Genomic DNA, 8405 nt, shown 5'->3' with positions numbered 1-8405 from the left:
ACAAACCCATTTTTAACAAAAGCCTCAGAACCACATTTCCGGCAATGCATCTCGGTACCCTCCGTTTTTTTTTGAAGAATAGCATAATCTCAAACATTTATCATTATAAAAGTTGTTGTCTCCTGCGGCCGTCCCTCTTGACTATATACGGATAGCCTGATATATTAAATCAACATGTCTTGATATTTCTCATCTTCTGTACACTATGGCAGCACTTCGATACCTCAAGGCCCTTGCGGATGAAACACGCCTGCGGCTGGCTCTCGTGCTCTTTCACTACGAGCTTTCCGTAAACGAGCTGGTTCTGCTCTTTCACATGGGGCAGTCGCGCATCTCGCGCCATCTCAAGATACTCACGGAAGCCGGACTACTCCAGTCGCGCAGGGACGGGCTTTGGGTGTTCTATTCCGCCCTGTCCGAGGGCGAAGGCCGCCGGTTTCTGAACAGCATCGTCCCCTTCATGCTCGGCGAGGATCCCAGCAGCGCAGATCTGGACATGGCCGCCCGCATTCTCGAAGACCGCACGCTGAAAACGCGGCAGTTCTTCAACGAGATTGCCGATGACTGGGACGAAATGAATCGCGAAATTCTCGGCGGCTTTTCCCTGCCGGAAGCAGTTCTCAGCGCTGTGCCCAAGGGTTGCGGCGTGGCCGTGGATCTCGGCTGCGGCACGGGTGAAGTGCTGGAATATCTGCGCCCGGTCTGCCGCGAACTCATCGGCGTGGATGGTTCACCCCGTATGCTTGACCTGGCCCGCCGCCGTTTCGACTGCCACATGTCCGGACTCTCCCTGCGCATCGGAGAGCTGGAACATCTGCCTCTGCGGGACGGCGAAGCCGGATTTGCCTGCATTAATCTGGTACTCCATCATCTTTCCCACCCTCTGGACGCCCTGAAAGAAACCGCCCGCATACTGCAGCCCGGCGGGGTACTGTTCATCACGGACTTCGACCAGCACACGCAGGAATCCATGCGCACGCTGTACGGAGATCGCTGGCTGGGCTTCTCACTGGACACGCTCAGAGGTTTTCTGGACAAGGCCGGTTTCACCGCCGCGGACTACCGTCTCCAGCCGGTGAAAAAGGGCCTCGCCCTGCATCTGCTTCTTGCCCGGCGTCTGCCGGACGTTCCCACCCGGAGCGCATCTTCACTCAGCTTTTAACATCTTAAAATATAAGGGAGTTTTCATGTCCGCTCGTTCTCTCGATCTTTCTCTCGACCACAAAATCGCCGATCCTGCCTTGGCCGCCTTCGGCAAAAAGGAAATGCAGCTCTCCGAACGCGAGATGCCCGGCCTCATGGAGCTGATCCGCCGCTACAGCGACGCCAAACCTCTCAAGGGCATGAAGATCAGCGGCTCGTTGCACATGACCATACAGACGGCCATGCTCATCCGTACCCTCCACGCACTGGGAGCAGACCTGCGCTGGGCTTCCTGCAACATCTTCTCCACGCAGGATCACGCCGCTGCGGCCATCGTCGAGCAGGGCATGGCCAAGGTCTTCGCCTGGAAGGGAGAAAGCCTTGAAGACTACTGGTGGTGCACGGAAATGGCCCTCACCTGGCCCGATGGTTCAGGCCCGGATCTCATCGTGGACGATGGCGGTGATGCCACGCTCCTCATCCACAAGGGCGTGGAGGCCGAGAACGATCCCTCTGTCCTTCAGAATGCGCCTTCCTGCAAGGAAGAAGGCGTCATCATGGAACGTCTCGCCCTGTCCCTGAAGAACGACCCCCAGCGCTGGCACCGCGTGGCCGCAGGGGTGCGCGGCGTCTCCGAAGAGACCACCACCGGCGTGCATCGCCTGTACCAGATGGAGCGCGACGGCAAGCTGCTCTTCCCCGCCATCAACGTCAACGACTCCGTGACCAAGTCCAAGTTCGACAACCTCTACGGCTGCCGTGAATCTCTGGCCGACGGTATCAAGCGCGCCACGGACATCATGGTGGCCGGCAAGGTTGTGGTCGTCTGCGGCTACGGCGAAGTGGGCAAGGGCTGCGCCGCCTCCATGCGCGGCTTCGGTGCGCGGGTACTCGTCACCGAGATCGACCCCATCTGTGCGCTTCAGGCCGCCATGGAAGGCTATGAAGTCGTCACGCTGGAAGACGCCCTGCCCATGGGCGACATTTACGTCACCTGCACCGGCAACTGCGATGTCATCACCGGGGAACACATGATGGGCATGAAGGACGAGGCCATCGTCTGCAACATCGGCCACTTCGACAGCGAAATCCAGATGTCCTGGCTCGAGGGCAATCCCGGCTGCCGTAAGATGGAGATCAAGCCACAGGTGGACAAGTGGACGCTGCCTTCCGGCCGCTCCATCATCGTCCTTGCCGAAGGCCGGCTGGTGAACCTGGGCTGCGCCACGGGCCACGCCAGCTTCGTCATGTCCAATTCCTTCACGAATCAGGTGCTGGCGCAGATGGATCTCGCCCGCAGCGAACACGAAATCAAGGTCTACACTCTGCCCAAGAAACTCGATGAAGAAGTCGCCCGTCTCCATCTCGGACGCCTCGGCGTCAGGCTCACCACGCTCACGCAGAAGCAGGCCGACTACATCGGCGTGCCCGTGGACGGCCCCTTCAAGAGCGATCTCTACCGGTATTAATGGAGTTCGGCTATCCCACAGTTCAAGAGAGGCTCTTGCGCACCCGCAAGAGCCTTTTCACTCTCAGGCGGTCTGACAGGCCGGCAAAAATCGGTGAACCAGCCATGACACTTTCCGACTGCCTCGCTTCCGGCCCCGTGTTCATGGAAGGCGCGCTGGGCGAACGCCTGAAGCGGGAATACGGCCTTGCCGCCGACGGGCCTGTCGCCCTGGCGGGACTGGTCTACGAGGAGCGCGGAAGAAGTGCGCTCAAGGAACTGTGGAAGCAGTATCTGGACATTGCGGAACGCTACGCTCTGCCCTTTCTCGCTACGACGCCGACACGCCGCTGCAATCAAGAACGCCTTGCCCTCTCCCCGTACAACGGTGCTATCCTGGGCGACAATCTGCGGCTGCTCCGTGAGGCCCTGGCACAAGCGCGTGTCCCCGTGTTCGCGGGCGGACTGCTCGGCTGCCGCGGCGACGCCTACTCCGGGCAGGGCTGCCTCTCAGAGGCGGAATCCCGCGAGTTTCATCGGTGGGAAGCCGAAGGCTTCCGTGCGGCAGGAGCGGATTTTCTTCTGGCCGCGCTCATGCCCACGCTGCCCGAAGCACTGGGCATGGCCGCCGCCCTGTCCGCCACGGGACTGCCCTTCATCATCAGCTTTACCTTGCAGAAAGACGGCAGGCTCATGGACGGCACCACGCTTCACGATTCCATCGCCGCCATCGATGCGCTGCCGGGCCGGCCTCCGCTCTGCTACATGGCCAACTGCGTCCATCCCCGCATTGTTGCCGCGGCTCTGGATTGCCCGTGGAATCAAACCACAGCCGTGAAGACGCGCTTTCTCGGTATCCAGGCCAACGCCTCGGACTTGAGCTTTGCAGAACTTGACGGCGCCGGGGAGCTGCATGGCTCGCCGCCCGCAGCTCTGGCAAGGGAGATGTCCGCCCTGCGTGAACGCTTTGGACTGCGCCTTTTCGGAGGCTGCTGCGGTACGGACGCCCGGCACATGGAAGCCGTCGCCCGTGCGCTTCGCGGTCTGTCCTGCTGACGCGCCTTCCCGCCAAAACGCCCGCTTGCGAAACAGCCTGCCCCTTCCGGAGCGGGCTGCCTTTCCCTAGTTTCGCCGCTCAGAGTACCTGACTCAGGAACTGCTGAAGGCGTGGATGCCTTGGGCTGCCGAAGATTTCGGCGGGCGTTCCCTGTTCCAGTATCTGCCCCTTGTCCATGAAGACCACCCTGTCGGCCATCGTGCGGGCGAAGCCCATTTCATGGGTGACGCAGATCATGGTCATGCCGTCCCGCGCCAGATTAACCATGACATCCAGCACCTCGCCCACCATTTCGGGGTCGAGTGCGGAAGTCGGCTCATCGAAGAGCATGAGTTCGGGCTGCATGGCCAGGGCACGGGCTATGGCCACACGCTGCTGCTGGCCGCCGGAAAGCATGGCCGGATAGACGTTGGCCTTGTCGCTGATCCCCACCTTGGCGAGAAGCATGAGTGCCCGTTCCTCGGCCTCGGCTCTGGGAACGCCCCGCAGCTTGCGCGGCGCCATAGTGACGTTCTGGAGCACCGTTTTGTGGGGGAAAAGGTTGAACTGCTGGAAAACCATGCCCAGATTCTGACGTATCTTGTTGATGTCGCTGTGCGGAGCGTTGATGTCGATGCCATCCACGCTGATAAGCCCGACATCTATCTCCTCCAGCCTGTTGATCGAACGCAGAAGCGTCGATTTTCCCGAACCCGAAGGCCCGATGATGACAACGCGCTGTCCGGCGTACACGTCAAGGGAAACGTCCTGGAGCGCAGGCAGTTCGCCGAAGTATTTCCACACATGTTCGATGTGGATGATGGGCGCGGAACTATTTTCGCTTTTCATAGTAGTCCAGCCTGGATTCCATGAGGTTGACCGCCTTGGAAAGCAGCAGCGTGATGATGAGGTAAATGAGCGCGATGACGGTATACGTCTCGAAATAGAGATAGGTTTTTGCGGCGAAGCTGCGCCCGTGCTGCATGAGGTCGGGCATGGCCATGACGGAGACCAGAGAGGTATCCTTGAGCATGGCGATGCATTCGTTGCCCACGGGCGGCAGTATGGTGCGCAGCGCCTGGGGCAGAATCACATGGATCATGGTCTGGAAACGGTTGAAGCCCAGAGATCGTGAGGCTTCATTCTGTCCCTTGGGCACGGCCATGATGCCGGCCCGGAAGACCTCGCCCATGTAGGCGCCGTAGCAGAAGCTGATGGCCACAACCGCAGAGGTCAGGCTGCTTACCTGAAGGAACATGGCGAGGGCGTAGTAAATGTAGAAAATCTGCACCAGAAGCGGGATGCCGCGGATCACTTCCACATAGGTGGAGGCGATGAGGTTGATGACCCGGCTGCGGGAGAGCCTCCCCAGTCCGGTGAGGAGACCAAGGGGCACGGCACAGCAGATGGAAAGTATGGTCACTTCAAACGTGATCAGCAGCCCGCCCGGCACAAAAGCCAGAATATCGAGATAGGGATCCGGCCACACGGCGCAGAGGAAGACGAGGACGGCCACTGCTCCCACCAGAGACAGAGACCATGCGTTGATCACGGGCGGCCTGGGAGAGGCGGGAAGCCTGAGTCCTCCTGCCGGAACGACAATCCTGCCTTCGGGAGCGGCAGGCAGCTCTTTTTCGTTGTCTTCACGCATAGAGAGAGGACCTTGCAGCAAAGAACTGCCGTTGAAGCGAAAGACTGCTTACTCGCCCATCCACTTTTTGATGAGTTCTGCCTCGATGCCCTTGGCGCGCACGGCATCGATGCCCTTGTTCAGCTTATCCACCAGATCCTGGCGTCCCTTCCTGACCACGAACCCGAAGGCTTCCGTGGCGTTCGTGCGGAAGCCGATGGCCAGATGGTCGGAGAAGCCTTCCTTCTTGTTGGCGTAGTACAGCGCCACCGGGGAATCGCAGATGGCGGCGTCCAGACGGCCGTTGATGAGATCCTGCATGGCGAGGCCGACGTCGTCGTATTCGCTGATCTTCATGTCCACGCCGGACTTGCGGGCCACGAAGATGCCGGTGGTGCCGATCTGCCCGCCGACCTTTCTGCCCCTGAGCTCCTCAAAGCTCTTCACCGTCTCGCCCTTCTTCACCACGATGATCTGCTGCACATCGTAGTAGGGCTTGGTAAACAGGAAGGCCCGCTTGCGCTCCTCGGTGATGGTGACGCCGGAGGCCACAATATCGTACTTGCCCGCGGCGACACCGGCAAAAATGCCGTCCCAGGCAATATTTCTGACCTCGGCCTCCATGCCGGCTTCACGAGCTACGGCCTTGATCATATCGACATCGTAGCCGATCACCTGCCTGGAATCATCCAGAAATTCCAGCGGCGGCCAGGTGGGATCGCTGGCCACGATGAGCTTGTCCGCAGCATGCGCAGCAGAACAAAAAAGTACCGAAAGAAGAAGAGAACAGCACAGACGACGCAGCATGACTACTCCTTGACAATGGGGCAAAGCCGCTTTTTCGGGCGGGTTCCGAAGTGCCGTACTCTCACCGCAGGACGTTCTCCCGCAGAGGCAGTGCGAACCGCCTTCAGCCCGATCCCTATGATTCAGCGATTATGGAGAGCTGCAGAAAGACTGTCAAGACGAAGTCCGGAAAAAAGCGGCCGCTGCGCTACTTTCCGCGCCGTATGGCCGCGTCCAGAAGCCGTTCCAGCAGGTCTCCGAAGCAAAGTCCGGCGGCAGCCGCTTCCTTCGGGACAAGGCTGGCCGTGGTCATGCCGGGCAGAGTGTTCACTTCCAGCGCGTAGAGTTCCCCGTCTTCGGCAAGAATGAAGTCCGTGCGGCTGTAGCCTGAAAGACCGAGACAGCGATGCGCGGCAAGTGCCATGCGCTGGACGCGGGAAATCACGTCTTCAGACAGCGGTGCCGGACAGAGTTCGGCGGCCCCGTCCTCAGCGTATTTGTCATGGTAATCGAAAAATTCCCGTTTTGGCACGATGAGCACCGGAGGCAGCGCCTTTTCGCCCTCAGGCAGTTCAAGGACGCCGCAGGTGACTTCGCGGCCGCGGATCATGGTCTCCACCAGCACTTCCTGGCGTGCGTCGAAAAGAGTGTCCAGGGCCTTCCACAGTGCGGCGCGGTCGTCCACGCGAAAGAGGTTGATGCTCGATCCGCCGGTATTGGACTTCACAAAGAGCGGATACGGGAGCCCGGGTTCCCAGCTCTTGTCCGGACGGACGGGCAGAAAGCGGAAATCGGGCGTGCGTATGCCCTCGCGGAGAAAGAGTCTCTTGGCCGCCGCCTTGTTCAGTGCCAGGAACGAACCCGCAGGGCCGGAGCCTTGATAGGGGCAGCCCGCACGGTCGAGCAGAGCCTGAATCAGTCCGTCTTCCCCCGGCTGGCCGTGGAGATTCAGGAAGGCGGCGTCATGACTGCCCGCAAGTTCAAGGAGACGGTCAAAACCTTCCGAGAGATCGAAGTGCGTGACTTCGTGGCCGCGCCGGACGAGTTCAGCGCCGATGATGGCCGCTCCCTTCAAGGAAATTTCTCTCTCCGGAGACCAGCCCCCCGCTACCAGAAGTATCTTTTTGGCTCTCATTAAAGTGCTCCCACCCTGTCGAACAGGGCCTGCTCCACGTTCTGCACATGTTCATAACAGCTGCGAAGCGAGCTGCGCTTCTCCTCGCTGACGCCGTAGCGAACCATGAGGTCATCGAAACGTTCCCGCAGTGTCACGATCTCGGCATGGCGCACGCGCTTGTCGGCGTAGGCGATGATGACGGGCAGACGCAGCGGGTCGCGCACGTCGTCCAGATCGGTTTTCTCCCACGGCCACCACACATGGAAGAGTACCGCCTGTGCCAGCGCCGGATTCCCTGTCTCATTGCGCACCCAGGCGGCTCCGAGCTGAGCGTGACTGCCGCCGCAGCGGATAGTGTACGACTTGGCAAGGTCGTGCAGCAGGCCCGCGGCAAGGGCCGCAGCCTCACTGACCAGCCGGCCTTCGGGTACAAGACCGGAACGCTCCGCCCGCCGTACTATCTCCACGGCGACGGAGGCCACGGCACGGCAGTGTTCGCGGATATGGGGCATCACATCGTACTTGTCCCACAGGCGGACGCACTGGCGTTCGTCGGGGATGGCCCAGGAAGGGTCACAGGCAAATTCCAGGGGGGGAAGCATGGCTCTTCATTCCTTAAAAAGGCTGGAAAGATGGCTGGCAGAATCAGGAGCGGCCGGTATGTCCGAAGCCTCCGCCGCCCCGTTCCGTTTCAGAAAGACTTTGCACTGTCTGCGGATGCAGACGGCACACGGGCTGAAAGACAAGCTGGGCCACCCGGTCGCCGCGGCGTATGCTGACCGGGCTGCCGGAAGTATTGAGCAGCCAGATCATCAGCTCCCCGCGGTAGTCTGCGTCGATGACGCCGACGCCCTGAGCAACGGTCAGCCCCTTCACCGCACCCAGTCCGCTGCGGGAATACAGAAAGCCCGCCACACCCGGCGCCCCCACCTCTATGCAGAGGCCGGAAGGGATACAGATGCGCTGGCCGGGGACCACGGTCAGAGAGGCTTCGTCCATGCAGGCCCGCAGATCCATGCCGGAAGAACCCGCCGTCGCATAGTTCAGGCCCTCGCCGTACAGGGACAGCGCGTCCCTCAGATAACAGACATAGACCGCATCCATAGCTCCTCCTCCCAGGAAAGTAGCGTAAACCTGTTCAAAGGGCAAGCCGTAAAACAGCCCCAGGCCTGATATGCACCCCATCAGGTGGACAAAGTAAGAAAGCCCCGCTAGGCTGAACTTTGTAAACAGATGGGGATTTGTA

General features: G+C 60.4%; 9 protein-coding genes. 3 read left to right on the top strand and 6 right to left on the bottom strand.

All coding sequences use genetic code 11. The features are described from left to right. The first annotated feature begins 205 nt into the window (after nucleotides 1–205). From Q0Z94_RS10395 to Q0Z94_RS10385, 3 genes are all read left to right on the top strand, one after another. Entirely contained in the window at nucleotides 206–1162 is a 957-nt protein-coding gene (locus Q0Z94_RS10395) for a metalloregulator ArsR/SmtB family transcription factor (protein WP_298069465.1), read from the top strand. Between the two features lie 25 nt (nucleotides 1163–1187). After that, nucleotides 1188–2612, top strand: a complete 1425-nt coding sequence (gene ahcY, locus Q0Z94_RS10390) for an adenosylhomocysteinase (RefSeq protein ID WP_298069463.1) — start codon at nucleotides 1188–1190, stop codon at nucleotides 2610–2612. A 104-nt stretch (nucleotides 2613–2716) separates the two neighbouring features. After that, nucleotides 2717–3646 carry a homocysteine S-methyltransferase family protein gene (locus Q0Z94_RS10385; protein ID WP_298069461.1) on the top strand — a complete coding sequence of 310 codons (930 nt, stop codon included), beginning with the start codon at nucleotides 2717–2719 and terminating at the stop codon, nucleotides 3644–3646. A gap of 79 nt (nucleotides 3647–3725) precedes the next feature. Here Q0Z94_RS10385 and Q0Z94_RS10380 read toward each other — a convergent pair whose 3' ends face one another. The 6 genes from Q0Z94_RS10380 to dut form a co-directional block, all read right to left on the bottom strand. Further along, on the bottom strand, nucleotides 3726–4475 hold the full coding sequence (locus Q0Z94_RS10380; RefSeq protein ID WP_298069459.1) for an amino acid ABC transporter ATP-binding protein: 750 nt from the start codon (nucleotides 4473–4475) through the stop codon (nucleotides 3726–3728). After that, complete coding sequence (locus Q0Z94_RS10375; protein WP_298069457.1) at nucleotides 4459–5277, bottom strand: amino acid ABC transporter permease; 819 nt, start codon at nucleotides 5275–5277, stop codon at nucleotides 4459–4461. The genes Q0Z94_RS10380 and Q0Z94_RS10375 overlap by 17 nt, the downstream gene beginning before the upstream one ends. Before the next feature lie 48 nt (nucleotides 5278–5325). After that, entirely contained in the window at nucleotides 5326–6063 is a 738-nt protein-coding gene (locus Q0Z94_RS10370) for a basic amino acid ABC transporter substrate-binding protein (protein WP_298069455.1), read from the bottom strand. 187 nt (nucleotides 6064–6250) lie between these two features. Then, complete coding sequence (locus Q0Z94_RS10365) at nucleotides 6251–7177, bottom strand: D-alanine--D-alanine ligase (RefSeq protein ID WP_298069453.1); 927 nt, start codon at nucleotides 7175–7177, stop codon at nucleotides 6251–6253. Beyond that, on the bottom strand, nucleotides 7177–7761 hold the full coding sequence (locus Q0Z94_RS10360; protein WP_298069451.1) for an HD domain-containing protein: 585 nt from the start codon (nucleotides 7759–7761) through the stop codon (nucleotides 7177–7179). Before Q0Z94_RS10360 ends, Q0Z94_RS10365 begins: the two co-directional genes overlap by 1 nt. A 43-nt stretch (nucleotides 7762–7804) precedes the next feature. Beyond that, nucleotides 7805–8263 (bottom strand): dUTP diphosphatase, encoded by a 459-nt coding sequence (gene dut, locus Q0Z94_RS10355; RefSeq protein ID WP_298069449.1) that lies wholly within the window; start codon nucleotides 8261–8263, stop codon nucleotides 7805–7807. Nucleotides 8264–8405: the final 142 nt, after the last annotated feature.

The organism is uncultured Mailhella sp. (assembly GCF_947631555.1).
Classification (GTDB): Bacteria; Desulfobacterota; Desulfovibrionia; order Desulfovibrionales; family Desulfovibrionaceae; genus Mailhella.
This window is presented reverse-complemented; position numbering and strand designations above follow the sequence as displayed.